Raw genomic sequence first — 17,049 nt, forward strand, 5'->3', positions numbered from 1 at the left:
CTATATTTGCCCAACTTAATCCAGCGATAGTTTGTTATCAAACGAATCGGAACCTGCTTTTTTAGCTTTTGTTAATTAAGCAACAGGGGAATAAGCTCATAACGTGGCTTATGGGTTAGGAGCAATCAACGACTACTTTAATAAATTAAATTAACGACATCAACCTATCTAAAGGGGAAAAAATTATGGAAGACAACAAAATGCTTAATTATATTAAAGATGTTTTAGAAAATATGCCCGCCAATTGGTTAAAACTAACTACTCATCGGCTGGATATTTATGAAGAAAAATTAGCTAAAACGCAATTTATAGAGCAATTTGAAGCATTATTTAATGAAAACAATGCCAAAGAAGCAGCATTGAGTGTATTGCCAACAGCATTTGATTATATTCGGTTGGGACATCCATTGTCTTGTGTTTTGGAATGGGCTATTGCTAATTTGAATGGTTTGAAGGCTGATAATGTTATTAGTTTTTCTTCTAAGACAGTTCCCATTTTAGCGGTATTAAGAAAAAACTTATTAACCAATAAAAATACTCAAATTGTTTACACAGGAGAGTTGCCTGATTGTTTTGATGCAGCAATCATCAAAAATGTTTATGGGTATCAGTTTGACTTAAAAAAGGTAGAACGAAAGGAAGATATTGTAGCCTTTGAAGGTAGTACTGTTTTTATCTCAGAACAAGAGCATATTGGTAACTTAGAGTTAGCTCCTAATATTGATTTCTTTATTGGGTTAAATGGAAGTTTAGGTAGTATTTTATTGGTTAATGGAAGTGCTAACGATCATTATGTTTCGGATATCCAACATGTACGAAGAAGAGAGACCGTAGCGATGACACCTATCAATTCTTTGGCAGCTCTGAAAGCTATGGTAGGGGATGTTTCCTTGCAAGATAGAGAAAGTAGTGATGTGGCAAATAATGAAAAACTAGTTCTAAACTCAATTAGAAAAATTACAGGAACAAGTGGCAAAGGGCTCGTTGCTTCTAGTGGTCTATCGACTCAGTATGCAATCATGATGGGGCTTATAGATGCCGCCTTAGAAAATCATTCAGGAAAAGCCATCAAATTTATCGTTCCTCCTAATTGCTACGGTGGAACAAACGATCAAGCAAGACGAGTGGCTGCTTGCATTGACAATGTAGAAGTTATGGATTTGCCTGTTGACGGTGGAAAAGATATGGTTCAAAGCATTGATGTGGTTTTGGATCAAATTGCCGAGGAAGATGCCGTGCCTTATATTATTGCAGAAATTCCAACCAATCCTAGAGTGGAAGTGCCTGATCTATTAAAATTACAAGCAACGCTAAACAAAAAAAGAAAGAACAAGAAAGGAGAAATAGCTGTAGAGCCTGTCTTTATTTTAGACCAAACATTTTGTCCTAATGTACACTTTTTAGGGGAAGGAGAAATCCTTTCGACGATTCAATCTATATCGTATGTGAGTGGATCAAAATTTCCAAGCGGAGGTTTGTGTACTGCTGGTTATTGTGTGGCAAATCAAGAAGCAGAATACCTAATGGAAAAGATTGAATTGCACTTGAATCTTTGTGATAATGCAGCGACCAATCACCAAATGGAAACATTAGCAAAACAACTACCTTCAATGGAACAAAGAATTCATGATGCGTATAAAAATACGCGTGAATTTGTACAATTCATTGAGGAACATTTGCCCAATGCAAAAATAAATTTCGTATCAGAAGAATTAGCAGCAAAAGGATTTACACCATCCGTATTTTCATTGGATTTGCCTACTAAGGGAAATACAGAAGAGGAAAAAGAATTGTACAAAAGAAAATTGAATCTAAAATTGATTCACTTGATGATCAAAGAGATTCCCCACGAGAGTAAATTTTGTGTTAGTTATGGGCAATTAAAAGGCTGTTATTGGACGATTCCTGCAACTTCGACACAAGGAACGACCAAAGAGGGCGACAAAGATTATATTGTTCGTGCTGCCTTGTCTCCAGATTTAGATTTAGAACTACACAAGAAAGTCTTTTTAGATTTTGTCCAAGCAATTTAATTGTCGAAGTATGGGAGGCAAAGGATTGTCTCCCATGTTTATATAAGTGTGAGTTTCTAATTTGCAATAGTTCGTTGAAACCACGAAGTAGCAGCGTAGCTAACTACTATAATTTAATAACTTTGATTGAAAGGCATCATCTTCATCAAACTGCCATCTGTTGTAAACATTTGTTTCATTAAATTGGCTGTCATACAAGCGTGTACAGGTAAAATTTTAACAATTTGCCCAACAGCACATTGTTTGATGAATGCATCGCTGCAAGAAATAGTGCCATGTTCTTGTGATAATTTAGAAACATAAGTGCCAGAGATAGGAGTAGACCAACTATTTCCATCGTCTTCAACGATCCATCCATAGCATGAACCATAATTATTATCTAAATAGACTTCCTTTGAAAAATGAACGCCACCTCCATGGATGATAATTTCGTTGCGTTCAGGATGTAAGGCAACGATAGGACAGGCAAGCGCAACGGCAATTTGTTGCACCGAACAAGCTCCAATTTGCAGTTGCATCAAATCATAAAATACAAAATTGCCTGGTCGAATTTCAGTAACAAACTTAAAATCGTTCATTTGACTACAAGTGGGAGTATCGCCTATAGAAATAGAAAGATTAGGGTAAGTATTGTGATAATAATCGTAAACCAGCCTCATTTTTTCCATCGCTTCATAGTGCACAGCCCTAATCTCTTCAAGACCTCTTGCAGCATAACTATGTCCAGCATGTCCTAAGAATCCACTAAAAACAAGTTGTTTGGAAGCTTCGATTCCTTTGGTCAAAGCATCTAAAAACTCAAAATTATTGGCTTCAATACCTGTTCGTTTGGTTCCCAAGTCTATTTTGACAAACACACCAATAGGACTTGTTAAGTTTTTCTTTAAGAAAGCCAAAGTTTCTAAAGACTGGACTAGTAAGTTAAGTTTGATTTTAGCCGCTAAATGATTGATTAAATCAATCTCTAAAATATTGGCAGGAAAGGCAACTGTAATGTCATTCCATCCATCTTCAGCAAAATAAGCCGCCATAGGAAGAGAAGAAACCGTAATCTTTTTTACACCAAAATCCCTAAACCACTGACCAACTTGGTGTGATTGATGTGTCTTGAAATGAGGACGCAATTCTATTTGATTTTGATGCGCTTTGTCCCACATCAATTGAATGTTTTTGAGACAGCGTTTTTTGTCTACTAGAAGTGTTGGTGTTTTTATTTGCATGATTTACAACATTAATTGATCACTATCTAACAATGTAATACCTGCTTTTTGTAGCTCCAAAATAGCCAACCGACCATCTTCTAGGGTATCTAAATTAGCAGCCAGACAAGCATCTTCCAATAGAAATGTTTTAAAACCCATCGAAGCAGCATCTAAAGCTGTATCCTTGATGGCATATTCTGTATTAACGCCCAATATAAATACTTCTTCAACTTCCTGTTTGTGGAGATATATTGCTAGTTCGGACTCATTAATTGCCGTTTTTTCAGAATTAAAACAACTGTAACTACCACGAGTAGCATCAATGGACCGCTGAATAATTTTATGCACTCCCTTAATTTGTAAGTTATCCATAAATTCAGCTCCAAAACTACCTTCTATGCAGTGGATAGCCCAAAGACGTTGAGGGATCCCATTGATTTCAATAACTTGATTGGGATAGCGAAAAAAATGATTGGCTGCAAAATTTTTAAGATCAGCTGGATGAGCATACTGGCTCGCAACAATACAATCGAAATAACCAACGTCTATCATTTGATTAGCAATAGCAATAATTTCAGATGTTCCTTTAATTTCTAAGACACCAAAATTCCCAAAATCATTTTGCAAATCAACTAAAAGTAAAGCTTTCATAGTTATTGATTGATTGGATACAAAACAGGTCTGCTTGGAGTCGCATCATTTTCAAAAGCAGCTGTTTGTAAATTTAAAAAATAGAAACCGTCTGAAACTTCGTTAGGAACATATATTAACTCGGTAATAGTGGCATCTAGTCGAGGGTTTTCAGGATAGTTCCAATAGGCATGATGAGCAGCTAAAACGCCATCATCAACTTCCTTGTCTACAGAAGGAGTGTCAATTAAAAAATGTCGAACGCCTTGATTGTACAACCAGTCCATTGCTTGAGCTTCTACAAAAGGAGGATTCGTATTGGTGTATTGAGTGAATCTTTTGTGGTCAGAATTTGGTAATGTTCTAAGGACTAATGCTTCCACCTTTTGCTCACAATCAAGCAATGTTTTTAGCTGTTGCAGAGTTATAATCTGATCATCCTGAACATTAACAGGTGTGCAGCTCAATACCTGTGCGAAAAAAAAGGAACGTTTCAAAAGTTTGTGAATAGAATAAAACTCTTTGGAAATATGCCCTACACACTCCGTATGTGTGCCATTGCCATGTGGATTAAAGGAAATATCGTTAAAATTAACGGCGCCACCTTCTCGAACTGCTCCTACAAAATGTTCCGTCATAACAGGCTGTATTGAAGGAGGAGGACAGTACCAAGCACTTGCCGCATTTTTATTATTCTGTATAGGTAAAGAAATATCAACTCCTGTGTTCAAATCTAATTGATAATCTTTGTGATGGTAATGAATGGTTGCTTGCATTTTATTGTAAAGGTTTGCCAAGTTCATCTAATTGTTTCCATTTTCGGTTGCCATAGGCAATTAATATAAACCAACCAATAATAGGAATAAAATAAGCCAAAGTAATAGGATTTCTCCAAATCAGTCGAATAAAAGTCCCCCAACCCGTTCCAATTTCAATGGGCTCTTTGGTTTCATATTTGCGTTCTTTGATCCATTGACGCTCGAACTCATGAAACATCAAAGGCCAAAAAAATGGTAGATTATATGGAAAATAAGCACGTTTTTGCCACATAACTTTTATTAACTCCTTTACTTGAAAAGGGGAGTGACCATATTTTTCTACCGCAGCATCTAGGTCTTTTTGCATTTGTTCCTTCACCCTATCCCTAATAGCTCCAATTTCTGCTTCGGTCATATCTTCATATTCTTTATCTGTCCATTTGTAAGGACTAATCCGTGTGCCTTTTACAAAATGCATTTTGACAGGAAATGCAAGATAAAAAGCCCAAGGAAATACTAGGGCCAAAGTCAATACTCCCAATGCCATAAAAGGCACTCCAATTTTGTTGAATTGTCGGTTGACAAAATCAAAACTATAAACATAGGGCACGACATACTCAGCATTGACCGTAGAGTAAGGTAAGATATCTGTTTTATATTTTAGACTCATTCGAATAAATGAAGTAGCGAAACGTTGCAGTTGATACTTTCTATTAAATCCTTTACCTATGCCAGGAACGCCTTCTGGGTAAATCAGCAAATGCCCTTTGGGATATTGCATCATTGTTTCAAAGTTTAAGAAGTTTGCATCAACACCGCCAGCCATTTTCCAAGATCCTTTCATGAAAAATGGATGCATTGCAGGAATACCCGATAGCCCTGGCGCTACAATGGCTCTAAAGATTTTATCCTCGTCATAATCAAAACGCTTCAGTATTCCACAGCCAAAAACCATTGCATCCCAAGGAAAAGCCATTCCAGAGTGGTTGCTAGCTAAAATGATTGGATGGGCAGGATTATTACGCTCAGGCATTTCATCAAAACCAATATAAACAGGGCGAAAATAAGCTTCATCGACTATTTTAAATAAGGCATTGTTCATTTGGCGCACATAATTCGAGTCAAAGTGGTCGTAAATGAACTTGTTGGCTTGGATTTCTGCTTGGGTATAGGTGCGTTTTTTTTTGGTGCTAATATTGGAGGTGATCTTCTCAGTCATGTATGCAATGTTTTTCGGACAGCTAGTATTATATATAGTTTGTAAACGAAAATAGTATTCTACTCTTTAAGATATTAATCTTTCAATAAATTTGATGCACTTATTATAAAAATTTCTGTTTAAAATAGGAAAAAAAAGCCAGCGTCTAAGAAGAAAAAAGTCTTTTAAAATTATTTCAAAAAAAAAGACAAAAAAAATAACATTGCTTCTTTTTAATAATGAATGAGTTATGAAAAAGCACTCAAAAAAGAGTTAAAAAAACAGAAATAAAGTTTGCAAGATTAAAATAACCGTCTTATATTTGCACTGCACTAAAACAAAAGAGTGCATTTGAAAGGTCGCCCGGATGGTGGAATTGGTAGACACGCAGGACTTAAAATCCTGTTCCCGTTGAGGGAGTGCGGGTTCGATTCCCGCTCCGGGTACTACTTGGGCGACCATACGTCTACATAGAGAAGCAAAAAACTTAGCATTTATCGATATTTCAGCTAATTTTTGCTTCTCTTTTTTTTTTGCGCTGTTGTGTGACTAAACCCCGTTTTTTGTGTGACTGACATAGGTCAGCCCGTTTTTGTGTTCCTATTGTGGGACTCGTTTTGGCTTCTTTTTAGAACGGTTTTTGCTGCTTAATAAACCATCTAAAAAGTAAGAAAATGATACAATTTAAAATTGTTTACAGAAGTAAAAACAAGAAGTTAAGAAAAGATGGAACAGCTATCATTCAAATCATAGCCTACCAGAATCGAAAACGAAGATACATTTCTACAGGTCTCTTTGTGGAACCTAGATATTGGAGCAATCGACTGAATCAAGTGATTGACCATCCTCAAGCCGCAGAATACAATGCTGAGATAAAACGTCAGCTGAACGAGTTGGAGGTATTTGCCTTTGATTGGTTACGCCAACACGGTGCAATTACATTAGAGGAGTTGAATCACCACCTCAAATACAAGGATTCCAAATCTTTTACGGAATTTTGGAAGTACGAACTGGAGCACGATACTAGATTGCAGAAAGGAACCAAGAAAAAACATCAAACGGCTTTAAATTATTGGATTGCTTTTCAAAAGGATGTTCGATTTTCTGAATTGAGCTTTCGGTTGATTCGAGATTTTGATACTTTTCTATTTGGGAAAGGGCTGCACATTAATACGGTGTATACGCATCACAAACAGGTTAAAAAATACATCAATTTAGCGATTCGCCAGGACTTACTGGAGCCGAACAAAAATCCTTACCTCAAATTTCAAGTAAAAACAGCGCCTACTGAGCGGATTGTGTTATCTAGGGAAGAGGTGGCACAGCTCGAAGCCATGACCTTTACGAAAGAAAATAGGCATCTGGACTTGGTACGGGATATGTTTTTGTTTTCTTGTTATACGGGCTTGCGCTTTTCGGATACTTGTGCCATCCAATATGAGGACATCGACCAGGATAAAGAGGGGATGACTTTGAATATTGTAGCGAAAAAGACGACCAAGCAGATGTTGTTGCCGCTCTATCGACTCTATGAACGAAAGCCTGAGGCAATTATTCAGAAGTATAAAGATGAGGTGATGCACGAACGTGGACCAGTCTTTCACAAATACACGAACCAATACTTTAATCGTGCGCTGAAGGAGCTGGCAAAATTAGTGGGTATCCAGAAACCAATTACAAGCCACGTGGCTCGACATACTTTTGCCACGCATTTAGCGTCTAAGGTGCCAATTCATATTCTAAAGGCAATTCTACAGCATTCTAAAATTGAGACAACGATGGTGTATTTGCACTTGTCTAGCAAGTTGGTGAACGATGCTTTGGACGGGGTGGATTGGTAGGTTAATAGGAATTACTGTTAAGAAATTTAAGCGCCTTTTTCATTGTTTTTGTCTGGTAGTTTAATAAAATCAAGACCTCTACAAAGAATTTTAACTACTAAAGCTGGTTGTGAAGAGCCAAGTAGGAAAATAATTTTACACTTGTAGAGTTCTTTTTTTTCATAATCAAAGCCATAGATTTCAATATCTGATTCGGAATTCAAAACTAAAGAATCGGAGTTTAATTCTTGAATTTCTGTAAAAATAAGATTCCAATAACTATAGGCTTTTTTAGCTTGGTCATAGAAAGCAACTTTGACACAAAATTCTGTTGTTTTAACTGTATTGAAACTAACATTTTCAACTGGAACGTCATGGAATGCAAAGTTATCTAGTTTAGTTATAATATCGTCCATTTATTAGTCATTTAGATAGCAATTCCACAATATACACAATTACGCTGTACAACTTTAGGCAATTTTATAGCATTCTAAGATTGAAACGGTGTATCTGCATTTGTCTGGTGAGTTGGTGAATGGTCCTTGGAATGGGGTGGATTGGTAGGAGTATGCAGAAAGTCAAGAAATTGCGTACGCAATTTGGCTTGATATCTAGATAAGCTTTGGTTTTGTAGAATATAGATTCTAGTTTTGATGGTTATTTTTTGTGAACACTAAAACCAAATAAATGCAAAACTTAAAACTAAATGCCTATGAATAAGGAATCTGCCTCTGCTCTGGGCTGGGGCTTAACCATGATGGCTATTTTTGCTTATGGACTGAAAACTAAAAGAGGATGGAAATATTGGCTCTTGACTATTTTTGTATTGGCACCAGCTGGCGCATTGGTTGGAGCAGCACTAGGGAAGGAGGACCAAGAAGCCAAGACTTATCTTTTGGAACAAGCTGCTATTGAGGCTTGTCGGAAACGGAAATGCAAGGACAAAGGAGGCTTTTATTTGAATGGTCAATGCCAAGGTGATCCTATTGTTACTTCTTCTGGTCAAATACTTGGAACTAACTATCATGATTTGGATTGTTAGTTCATTGAGTAGAGAAAGGTTATTGGGTAAAATGCTCAATAACCTTTTTTTCTAAGTATATTTTTTGATAATTTGATTTGCTGTGGAATGACTAGGGACTAAATTTAATAATAAATTGGCAAAGTGAATGGCTCTATAACAATTGGAACAATACCCAAATCTAAAACCACCGAATGTATATACCCCAACTTGCACATTTATGATGGAAAATAGAATTAAGGTATTCATATTATGGTTACACTTTGAATATAAACGCCCTATGATACTCTAAATAAGACATATGTTTTTTACAGAAAGTGATTTTCATTTTGTTAGAAATTCCAAGAGTCCCATAATCTTCAAATAATGGAGAGATAATAATTTCTCCATTATTTTGAAAGGAAATCAAGCCAATATCAAATGCTTTATCAAGATTAGGAGTTAGTAATAGACCATTATATTTGTCTAATCTCTCTTGATCATTAGAATATTTCCAAGGTTTTATATGTGATGCAATAAGCAATTTAAAATCAGTAACACCAGTAACAGCACATTTTCCCCAGAAGTCTATTAATTTTTTTCTAAATAAACCTTGTCCAACTCTACTAAGAATTAATGCTTCCTTTTCTGTATTTTGAACCTCAGGATAGGTTTGATTTTCAGTTAATTGAGTGAGCGTACTTTCGGTCGCAAATAAATCTTTGAGGAAAGTAAGATATAAGTCAAATGCTCTGCTATACATTCGGTTGCCACGTCTGTTTTTTTCAATTAAATCAGGAGTGCTAAAATATAAATTATATGCTTTTTTAGCAGACCACCAGCTATCAATTTTGTATAAAGAAGTATTTACTGTATCTAACCTTTTTAGATGGTTTGATATAGTGGTAATAGTACTAATGTATTTTTGAGGCTTAGTAAGATGAGATTGAGTTTTACTAAGCCAAATTTCAAATATTTTTTTATGATTCATAGTGACATATAGTTTTTAAAATCTCATTTGCATATTCAACTTGAAGTACAATTTTCCATCTTTTTCTTTATAGAGTTTTCCATACCTATGTCTTGTTGTAGAAGGAGTATCCATTTTAATGTGTTGATATAAGTATTCTTTTAAGCTTTTTACATCAATTATATGAAAACCAACACAATCCCCTGAATTTTTCATGACAATAGTTCCATTGGATTCATATTCTCCATCCCATTTAGTGCCAGCAAAAAAGCCTAACAGAATATCAACGAGTAATTTTTTAACCTTTACAATTAAACTTGTTTTATCTCCATACCCGATTTCATTATTTAATTGTCCTTTTTTGTCTATAGAATCAATAATCTTGGATAAAGATGAAATTCTCTCTTTATAAAAAGCAAGGAGAATATGACCTACAATTTGTGGCATGAGCGAATCTACCATTTTTAAATTGTAATCCATGGTATCTTTTTCAGCTCCTAAGTAGTGAAATTTACCACCATTATTTTCAATAGAGAGAATTCGATCTAGAAGTTTTGTTCTAGTATCAATAGAGTTGATTTCATCAATTAAATTGGGATCAATACCTTTTATTTCAAAAATAAAGTTTGTATTTCCAGAAGCGTTTAGTAATGTAGGTTTACTGCCTAAGTATGATTTGATACCAAAACCTTCATTTTGTTTATCAAAAGTTTGATGTTCTATGTCAAGTGCAATATCTGCTTTCTGATATCGTGTTCCACCTTTTATTACATTAAAGCCTAATGCCTCTTGAATAACTTCAAATTCAGGAATAGAAAAAGTTCTCTTTCCGTTTTTAACAACTTGAACTAAGTTGGTTAGCGTTTCTGAATTAATGATTTCAGATATATTGATCTCCTTAGATTTCTTGGATTCTTTATTATGAATTCTAATGATAGTATCATTAACAATAAAAAATTCTAAATCTAAATTTTGTGTAGTTACCTTTTTTATTTTAAAAAAATCTTCTATAGGTTCTAATTCAGCGTTGGATAGATGTAATTTTTGCTCTGCTAATAATTTGACAAAAACTAGTAGTTCTGTCCATTCTCCTTTATTTTTAGTTTTTTTCATAGTGGGATTAGAGTTTGTTAAAAATGTTAAATACTCAAGCATTTGTTTGCCAACAGCTTGAATGGCATCAATAGCAACACTATTACCAAGTTGTTTAATAGCTTGGGTATTACTTACAGGAAATTCAAATGAATCTGGAAAGCCTTGCATTTTCTTGCCTTCTTTTGGAGTTAGCCTTTTTACTTCCCCATCAACTAAATAAGAATCCCAATTCCTACGATCTGTAATGTTTGACCCTCTTCCTCCGACACGTAAAGTAAAGCCAATTTCCCTACTGCATTCTCCTCCCCAAACATCACTCATGTTAAATTTAAGTGGAATATTTTGAGGAAAGTTAAAACCTTTCATGAAACTTTCGTCTCTAAAACCAATCATGAAAGCTCTAGGTCTTAATTGTGGTAAACCATAATCAGAGGCCTTGACGACTTTATAATAGAAGGAATATCCTAGTTCTTTTTCAAGAGTATCACGTATAATTTTAAATGTATTCCCCTTATCATGCTTAACTATACCTCGAACATTCTCAAGAAAAAATGCTCTAGGCTGTTTGGCTTCAATAATATCAGCAATGTTAAAAAATAGATTTCCTCTTTCAGAGTTGTGGTTATCATTGAATCCTCTTTTATAGCCAGCTTGACTGAATGGTTGACAAGGAAAACCAGCACAAAGGATATCAAAGTCAGGTATATCTTCTGGGGTAACATTTCGGATATCGTCGTTGAATAAGCCCTCTTCAAATAATTGAGGAGAAATATCCTTAAAATTATGCATATAAGTCTCACGTGCATGGATATCCATTTCTGAAGCAAATACGCATTTTCCTCCTAAATTATGCATGGCAATATGAAAACCTCCTATACCTGAAAATAGATCTATGAACTTAAACTTACTCTCTTTTTCTCCCATTAATTCTTTTTATTTTTGGTAAAAAATACAACTCGTAAAGGTAAAAAGTCAAATCAATTTTTTACTATAAGAAGAGTGTTTCTTGAGATTTAATTTAAATACAAAGAAATATTTTTTGGAAAACTATATTTATTTTCATTTTTTTTACGTACAGATTTCTTTAAATATTAAATTCAATTTATAATCTCCAATAAATTTAAAATTAGTAGGATTAGTTACAATTTTGTCTAGGAGTTTTTTGTAAGATTTTCTTTTTCTTTCTGAGTTAGAAAAATGAGAACTTTCAAGTAAACTTTTTATTGTCATTTCTGAGTCTTTTTTCACTCCATTGCTTCCATTGATATCAAAGCTGTGTAAGCTAGGTAGGTGTAAATAATTAGTCATTAAGTGTCGATCATGCATAATGTTTTGTACATCTATTCTTTCTTGATCCTTAAAATCGTCTTCATATACACAAATTGTAGATAATTTGATGTTATAATCAGCAGATAATTCAGTGTAAATAAAATTGTGCATTTCATCCATTGTTAGTGAAGAATGGGTGTTATTTTGTTCAGAGGTAATTATGGTTAAAAAAAATTCTTCACATTCTTTATTTGGTGCAAATGCTTTGAACAAGGGAATTAAATTCTTTATTATGTCTCTACGAGTCCAAGTTCTTAAATATCTGTCAGAAATTAAAATTGAATTACAATTGAGACTGTAACTATTTAAAATTCTGTTGAACTCAAATTCTTTACCTTGATGATTTCTAAATGAGATAGAGAAACTTTTTGAGTATATGTTATTTATAGAAACTTTTTGCCATTTTTGAGCACAAAAATGGCTATTTGAAAAAAAATAGCCAATTCTTTTACCTAAGTTTTCTATTTCTTCATTACCTAATTCAATAAAAACAAGGACAGTAGATTTTTTTTGATCTTTAAAGTCAAAAGAAGAATTTATAATATATTCATTAGTTTTCATTCCCCTAAGAGAAATAGGGAGCTCTCCTTCTCTTTTCATCAGCGATTCTAATTCATCTGGTTTAATTATTATATTTTTTTCTGCAAGGAAAAGTTCATTTTTCTTATTCCCAATAAGAAAATTGTATAAGGATTTAAAGTGATCAAATTCCTTCGATAGAACATTACCTCTGTGTAAAACAGTTTTTATATTAGATATGAGTTTTGTATCAATGTATGTTCTTATCATCTGACTTCCCAAATTTTTCCAATTAAATTATTAGCCTCATCAATAAAGCCTTTCCCAAATTCACCGTCTAAAGCGCCATTTTTTCGTATATACAATCTTTCGACTTGATCTCTTTTTTTAGGTTTTTCTTCTAAATCATGTATATAGTACAAAGCTGTATCTGTATCTTTTATATCACCTTTTGCTGTGAGAAATTGCAGTTTTCTTATAAAATATTCACTATGTGTTTCAATTATAAAATTAACTTCAAACCTATTAATTGCGTCAGTAATCATTGCTGCTACAAAAGATTGAAATTTTGGATGTAAATTGGTTTCAGGTTCTTCTAGTAAGATTAATTTAGAAATTGGCTTTTCCCTAGTTCTCTTTGTATATCGAGGTTGCTCCATGCCAATTTTCATTAAAACAGGTAAAAATTGAGTTATGCCAAACCCTAAGTCAGCTAATAATGTTTTCTTATTCCCTTTCTCCAGATAGACTGCATTGGCGACACCTTCAACTTTTTGAAACACAATTCGATCAGCAATTTTGAATGTTTTAAGCCATTTATTTATAAATTTTTCACCTTCTTTAGTAATACTCTCTGAATTAAAATCTACAAGTAACTCATTAAAAGAAGTGCCTTGAGAATCATTCGTGTAAATTCTCCTTGTATTTGCTCTAAATGCTTCAATATATTCAAAATGTCCAAGTATACTTAGAAAAGGAGATAGTGCTATATTTAAAAATCTATCTAGTGTAAACCTTGCTAGTTCTTGTTTGCCTAGTATCTTTTCTAAATGGGGAGTAAAACTCTCTAAAATTTTTGCAAAATCATCAGAAAATTTCTTTCTATTGATGTCTTCTATATAAGGGGATATTTCAATATCAATTGTGTCATTTTTTTTGAGTCGTTCATTATCATTAATATCCCATCTGTATAAAACATGAGAAAAAAATGGTGACTTGTATGCCTCCTTTAAATTAATGAATAAAGTATGCGGATTGGCAGGATTATCAGACACATATATAGACAAGCATGTATTATCATTACTAGAGCTCATTACTAGTTCCATTAATTTTCCATTATCTCCATCTTCTTTATAGCCAATGTTTAGAGTAATGATTTCCTTTGAGTTAGTAATTTGCTCAAATGGAATGAATTTAACCCCTCTTCTTGTTGTGAATGGTCTGTTGGTAATGAATCTCCTAGGTATCCTATAGAATTCATTATTCTCTATGTTTTCATGAACATTGAGTTCAAAACTAATAGAGAACCTAAGTAAATCTTCTTTATAACTAAAATCATTTTTAGTTGTTTTAAAGGTGCCAAGTTTATGGTCTCTTCCTGAAAAATCTAGTTTCCATAAAGAATTAACATTGGTATTATTTTTTAACAATAATAATGCTTTAAATAAAGAGCTTTTGCCTGATGAATTTGGACCTGTCAGTATAGTTATTGGAGATAAATCAAAATGTGTATATTCTTTGAAGACTCTGTAGTTTTCGAGCCCTATATTAATTATTTTAGCCATTAGTGAATATGTTAAATTAATTTTCTTTGTATAGAATAGTAAATTTTATAAAAAAAATAAGAATGTATAAGCGCAAAAAAAAAGCGCAATAAAACACGCTCTTATTTTTAATTTTATGAAGGAATAGAAAGCACCTTCTAAGACTGATTCTTCATCAATCGAATAATTTCTTCTTTGTCTTTCAGTTTTTCGTTTAGGTGTTGGATTTCTTTTTTTAGTAGTTCGATATTATCTGTGGATGAATTTCTACTATTTCCATCAGGATTAATAAACATTTCTCCTTTTCCAGTTAGAATCCAATGAATATTGATCTCGTCATTATATGCGGTTAAAGCCCTAAGCATTTTGATTGAAACACTTCGATTTCTATTAATATAGTTGGTATAGCTTTGAGGTGTTGAGTAACCTAACACTTCGGCAAAACTTTTTTTGTTTAAATTCAAAGCTTCCCTTATTTTTTCAATTCTCTCGTTTTCAAGCATTTGAAGTAAAAGTTAAAATATAGAAATGAAACAAAACAACAAAAAAGTTTGTTTTTAGTCAAAAAAGTTTGGTTGTTTAGTCAAAATGATTTAGATTTGTTTTAACAAAGAAAAAGGCTTAACGAAACAAACCATTCTTTGTAGAATAAAAAGTGATAAGGGATAGTTGACTTTATGTCAACCAATGTCACCCTATGTTAACCTGTGTAGATAAAAATAGACAAAATGGAAAAAAGACCTTATCTATTTTATCTGTTTATTTTTAAAAGTTTGATAATCTCATCCTTATCATTTAGTTGAGATTCTTGACTTTTTATTATTTTATTTAAACTCTTAATTTCTCTTTTTAAAGACTCAATGTCTTGTGTGTCTGGAATATTAATCTTGTTATTATTATGGCTATTGTTTGCTATATGCGAAATATGACCATCTCTATTTATTATTTTTTGATTGTTAGAGGTCGAAGTATTACTATTTAGAAACATGGTGCCTTGACCAGACAAAATCCAGTCAGCATTTATGTTAGGTATATGATCTTTAATAGCTCTAAGCATTTTAATAGATAAATTGCTACTGCCATTTAGATAGTTAGTATAGTTTTGAGAATAGGCATAGCCTAGGAGCTCTGCAAATTCTTTTTTCTTAAGTTTTAAAAATTTTCTTACTTCTTCAATTCTTTCTCTTTCAGTCATTTATAAAAATAGAAGATAAAAACAAATAAAAATACTTGTTTTTAAGTATTAAAAGCTTGATAAAATAAATAAAAATACTTAAATTTGTTTTAACAAAGAAAAAGGCTTAACGAAATAAACCATTCTTTGTAGGATAAAAAGTGATAGGGGATAGTTGGTTTTATGTCAACGAATGTCACCCTATGTCAACCAATGTAGACAAAAATAGACAAAATCGCAAAAAAGGAAATAAAAAAAATCGTTCACTTTGGGGAAAGTTACCGATGAACGGATGGGCGTGCTGTGTGGCATTGTTTCTTTTCAGAGGAAAAAAGAAAGAACTAGGGGGCGACCTCTAGCGTCCAGCGCTAAGTATAGGTCAAGTTGAGTGTTTCTAGAAAAGGAAAGCTTGTGGACAAGCTGCGAGCTTCCTTTTTAATCACCATCCATAGCAGCTCTCAAGCGACCTAAAAAATAAACCAAATGGTTTTCGAACCAATTCTTATTGGCTCTAGTGCCTTGGTGCCAAGGCGGCTTTACGTCCCGAGGTCTAGAGAAGCAATTCTCTTGCTAGAGCATTTTCAATTTATTTAAAGCAAGTCTTCTTGGTGCTGTTTATTTAGACAGCAGTGGCGGAGCCTTGCCCAAAACCAAACAAAATGGAGACAAACACGAACAAGCAAACATTTTACCAATATGTGTTAAATCATATGTCAGCGGCAGATTTTAACACATTGCCCAAGCAATTAAAGGTCAGTCAGCGAATGACAACAGTTCGTTTGATGAACCCTCGAAAGATGAAATTGAAGATGATAGAGCAGTTGGCAGAACTGCTTCAAGTATCGGTCAAATTCTTATTGGAAGAATTTGATGCGGGAGAAGAGACCTTGACGGCTAAAGAATACAAAGACTTGATAAGAGTAGAAAAAATATTGCCAGAAACCGACTAAAAAGGAGGCCAATGAGCGAGGAACAAAAACGGGAATTAGAAGATTGTTATGGTCAAATCGAATTCTTAACAATCGAATTGGGAAACACGAAAGCAGCATTAGAACGTGCGAACCAGGAAATAGAAGAGCAACAAGCAACCATCCAATTTTTGGAGGAACAAATTGAGCAAGGAGCAATTTATGACGAGAATTATATCGACAGCGAAGCCACTGCCAAACTTTTGGGAGTGAAGATAAGAACGATTCGAAAGTACAACAACGAAGGGAAGTTGACAGCGAGAAAGTATACTAAAACAGGTCGTTTGTATTTTCCCCTCAAACAGGTGTTGCGACTTCGTAGAGAGAAGTTTCGACATTGGGCTTCTTTTGAATAAAGCAATTATAGACACTTAAAAATAGCATTTCCTATGTTAGTAACCTTTAGAAAAATAAGATCGAATAAACACGAGTTCAGAGCACAAGATAAGGACAAGGTATATCAAGGAAGTTTAGACGCTTCACCTTCTGATCGAGGCTCTACCTTGGTCAGTATAACATCATACCCTTCCTTAGACAAAGAAAAAGCAGGAGAAGTGATGAGCAAATTCGTGGAGTATAAACGACAAATG

General features: G+C 33.7%; 17 protein-coding genes and 1 tRNA gene. 7 read left to right on the forward strand and 11 right to left on the reverse strand.

The features are described 5' to 3' along the window. Positions 1–185 precede the first annotated feature (185 nt). On the forward strand, positions 186–2,033 hold the full coding sequence (locus CG11_RS00830) for a PLP-dependent transferase (protein ID WP_052592150.1): 1,848 nt from the start codon (positions 186–188) through the stop codon (positions 2,031–2,033). Between the two features lie 113 nt (positions 2,034–2,146). On the opposite strand, the gene CG11_RS00835 is transcribed toward CG11_RS00830, so the two are convergent. Genes CG11_RS00835 through CG11_RS00850 form a run of 4 tightly spaced genes read right to left on the reverse strand, consistent with a single transcriptional unit; the run spans position 2,147 to position 5,842 of the window. Next, positions 2,147–3,253 (reverse strand): alanine racemase, encoded by a 1,107-nt coding sequence (locus CG11_RS00835; RefSeq protein ID WP_052592152.1) that lies wholly within the window; start codon positions 3,251–3,253, stop codon positions 2,147–2,149. Positions 3,254–3,256: 3 nt separating this feature from the next. Then, complete coding sequence (locus tag CG11_RS00840; protein ID WP_052592154.1) at positions 3,257–3,886, reverse strand: isochorismatase family protein; 630 nt, start codon at positions 3,884–3,886, stop codon at positions 3,257–3,259. 2 nt (positions 3,887–3,888) lie between these two features. Further along, positions 3,889–4,641, reverse strand: coding sequence for a cyclase family protein (locus tag CG11_RS00845; protein ID WP_052592189.1), 753 nt, complete (start codon positions 4,639–4,641; stop codon positions 3,889–3,891). 1 nt (position 4,642) lies between these two features. Continuing rightward, a complete protein-coding gene (locus CG11_RS00850; protein ID WP_052592157.1) occupies positions 4,643–5,842 on the reverse strand; it encodes a glycerol acyltransferase in 1,200 nt (399 codons plus the stop codon). A gap of 340 nt (positions 5,843–6,182) precedes the next feature. Here CG11_RS00850 and CG11_RS00855 point away from each other — a divergent pair. Both CG11_RS00855 and CG11_RS00860 read left to right on the forward strand, forming a co-directional pair. Further along, positions 6,183–6,267: transfer RNA gene (locus tag CG11_RS00855), tRNA-Leu, on the forward strand. 228 nt (positions 6,268–6,495) lie between these two features. Further along, positions 6,496–7,662, forward strand: a complete 1,167-nt coding sequence (locus tag CG11_RS00860) for a site-specific integrase (RefSeq protein WP_052592159.1) — start codon at positions 6,496–6,498, stop codon at positions 7,660–7,662. 26 nt (positions 7,663–7,688) lie between these two features. Here the strand turns inward: CG11_RS00860 and CG11_RS00865 are convergent, their stop codons facing one another. After that, the gene (locus tag CG11_RS00865; RefSeq protein ID WP_052592161.1) at positions 7,689–8,057 is read right to left on the reverse strand and encodes a hypothetical protein; all 369 of its coding nucleotides are present in this window, start codon (positions 8,055–8,057) and stop codon (positions 7,689–7,691) included. Between the two features lie 296 nt (positions 8,058–8,353). On the opposite strand from CG11_RS00865, the gene CG11_RS00870 reads away from it, so the two are divergent. Next, positions 8,354–8,683: a hypothetical protein gene (locus CG11_RS00870; protein WP_156039614.1), complete on the forward strand. Its 330-nt coding sequence runs from the start codon at positions 8,354–8,356 to the stop codon at positions 8,681–8,683. 235 nt (positions 8,684–8,918) lie between these two features. On the opposite strand, the gene CG11_RS00875 is transcribed toward CG11_RS00870, so the two are convergent. From CG11_RS00875 to CG11_RS00900, 6 genes are all read right to left on the reverse strand, one after another. Then, on the reverse strand, positions 8,919–9,632 hold the full coding sequence (locus tag CG11_RS00875) for an HNH endonuclease (RefSeq protein WP_052592165.1): 714 nt from the start codon (positions 9,630–9,632) through the stop codon (positions 8,919–8,921). Positions 9,633–9,647: 15 nt separating this feature from the next. Beyond that, on the reverse strand, positions 9,648–11,630 hold the full coding sequence (locus tag CG11_RS00880; RefSeq protein ID WP_052592167.1) for an HpaII family restriction endonuclease: 1,983 nt from the start codon (positions 11,628–11,630) through the stop codon (positions 9,648–9,650). A gap of 144 nt (positions 11,631–11,774) precedes the next feature. Further along, a complete protein-coding gene (locus CG11_RS00885) occupies positions 11,775–12,824 on the reverse strand; it encodes a hypothetical protein (protein ID WP_052592168.1) in 1,050 nt (349 codons plus the stop codon). Further along, complete coding sequence (locus CG11_RS00890; protein WP_052592170.1) at positions 12,821–14,338, reverse strand: AAA family ATPase; 1,518 nt, start codon at positions 14,336–14,338, stop codon at positions 12,821–12,823. The genes CG11_RS00885 and CG11_RS00890 overlap by 4 nt, the downstream gene beginning before the upstream one ends. A 137-nt stretch (positions 14,339–14,475) precedes the next feature. Next, positions 14,476–14,820, reverse strand: a complete 345-nt coding sequence (locus CG11_RS00895) for a helix-turn-helix transcriptional regulator (RefSeq protein WP_052592172.1) — start codon at positions 14,818–14,820, stop codon at positions 14,476–14,478. 248 nt (positions 14,821–15,068) lie between these two features. Beyond that, entirely contained in the window at positions 15,069–15,512 is a 444-nt protein-coding gene (locus CG11_RS00900; RefSeq protein WP_052592174.1) for a hypothetical protein, read from the reverse strand. A 638-nt stretch (positions 15,513–16,150) separates the two neighbouring features. Here CG11_RS00900 and CG11_RS00910 point away from each other — a divergent pair. The 3 genes from CG11_RS00910 to CG11_RS00920 form a co-directional block, all read left to right on the forward strand. Then, complete coding sequence (locus CG11_RS00910; protein ID WP_052592177.1) at positions 16,151–16,441, forward strand: hypothetical protein; 291 nt, start codon at positions 16,151–16,153, stop codon at positions 16,439–16,441. Between the two features lie 11 nt (positions 16,442–16,452). Continuing rightward, positions 16,453–16,815 (forward strand): MerR family transcriptional regulator, encoded by a 363-nt coding sequence (locus CG11_RS00915; protein ID WP_052592179.1) that lies wholly within the window; start codon positions 16,453–16,455, stop codon positions 16,813–16,815. 33 nt (positions 16,816–16,848) lie between these two features. Beyond that, the coding region (locus CG11_RS00920) for a hypothetical protein (protein ID WP_052592180.1) at positions 16,849–17,049 on the forward strand (201 nt) is incomplete at its 3' end.

The sequence above is a fragment of the Aureispira sp. CCB-QB1 genome (assembly GCF_000724545.1).
Lineage (GTDB): Bacteria > Bacteroidota > Bacteroidia > Chitinophagales > Saprospiraceae > Aureispira.

Coding starts and splice junctions, on each gene's coding strand:
- CG11_RS00830 (WP_052592150.1), top strand. CDS start 186: ATGGAAGACAACAAAATGCTTAATTATATTAAAGATGTTTTAGAAAAT.
- CG11_RS00835 (WP_052592152.1), bottom strand. CDS start 3,253: ATGCAAATAAAAACACCAACACTTCTAGTAGACAAAAAACGCTGTCTC.
- CG11_RS00840 (WP_052592154.1), bottom strand. CDS start 3,886: ATGAAAGCTTTACTTTTAGTTGATTTGCAAAATGATTTTGGGAATTTT.
- CG11_RS00845 (WP_052592189.1), bottom strand. CDS start 4,641: ATGCAAGCAACCATTCATTACCATCACAAAGATTATCAATTAGATTTG.
- CG11_RS00850 (WP_052592157.1), bottom strand. CDS start 5,842: ATGACTGAGAAGATCACCTCCAATATTAGCACCAAAAAAAAACGCACC.
- CG11_RS00860 (WP_052592159.1), top strand. CDS start 6,496: ATGATACAATTTAAAATTGTTTACAGAAGTAAAAACAAGAAGTTAAGA.
- CG11_RS00865 (WP_052592161.1), bottom strand. CDS start 8,057: ATGGACGATATTATAACTAAACTAGATAACTTTGCATTCCATGACGTT.
- CG11_RS00870 (WP_156039614.1), top strand. CDS start 8,354: ATGAATAAGGAATCTGCCTCTGCTCTGGGCTGGGGCTTAACCATGATG.
- CG11_RS00875 (WP_052592165.1), bottom strand. CDS start 9,632: ATGAATCATAAAAAAATATTTGAAATTTGGCTTAGTAAAACTCAATCT.
- CG11_RS00880 (WP_052592167.1), bottom strand. CDS start 11,630: ATGGGAGAAAAAGAGAGTAAGTTTAAGTTCATAGATCTATTTTCAGGT.
- CG11_RS00885 (WP_052592168.1), bottom strand. CDS start 12,824: ATGATAAGAACATACATTGATACAAAACTCATATCTAATATAAAAACT.
- CG11_RS00890 (WP_052592170.1), bottom strand. CDS start 14,338: ATGGCTAAAATAATTAATATAGGGCTCGAAAACTACAGAGTCTTCAAA.
- CG11_RS00895 (WP_052592172.1), bottom strand. CDS start 14,820: ATGCTTGAAAACGAGAGAATTGAAAAAATAAGGGAAGCTTTGAATTTA.
- CG11_RS00900 (WP_052592174.1), bottom strand. CDS start 15,512: ATGACTGAAAGAGAAAGAATTGAAGAAGTAAGAAAATTTTTAAAACTT.
- CG11_RS00910 (WP_052592177.1), top strand. CDS start 16,151: ATGGAGACAAACACGAACAAGCAAACATTTTACCAATATGTGTTAAAT.
- CG11_RS00915 (WP_052592179.1), top strand. CDS start 16,453: ATGAGCGAGGAACAAAAACGGGAATTAGAAGATTGTTATGGTCAAATC.